General features: G+C 30.9%; 1 protein-coding gene. It reads right to left on the bottom strand.

All coding sequences use genetic code 11. From position 1 onward, the window contains the following. On the bottom strand, positions 1-430 hold a 430-nt coding region (locus KDK95_RS39000), incomplete at both ends, for an aspartate carbamoyltransferase (protein WP_504799960.1).

Below are 430 nucleotides of genomic sequence, written 5' to 3'. Positions count from 1 at the left end.
AATCAATACATTCAAGCCTTCAAAATATCCATATTCTTCATATATCGTCATTAAATCAAGTAAACTTTGTGTTGGATGTTGTCCACTACCATCACCAGCATTCGCAATTGGGATGTTAATATTCGCTAATTTTTCATAGTAGTTATTAAACGGATGTCTAATGACTAATAAATCACAGCCAATACTTTCTAAAGTTTTACATGTGTCATATAAAGATTCACCTTTTGAAACAGATGATGTTGATGTTTCAAAGCTAATCGTTTTTAACCCTAGCTTAAGTTCTGCCATTTCAAAACTACATTTTGTTCGAGTAGAATTTTCAAAGAATAAATTTGCGACATATTTCCCTTCAAAGTTTGGTAGTTGACGTTCACCAGATTTAAATTGACTTGCCTTTTGGATAAGTTTGTATATTTGATCTGTAGATAAA

Source organism: Actinospica acidithermotolerans, assembly GCF_018139625.1.
In the GTDB taxonomy this organism is placed as follows: Bacteria; Actinomycetota; Actinomycetes; order Streptomycetales; family Catenulisporaceae; genus Actinospica; species Actinospica acidithermotolerans.
The sequence above is the reverse complement of the archived record's forward strand: the minus strand, read 5'-3'. Positions and strand labels throughout refer to the sequence as shown.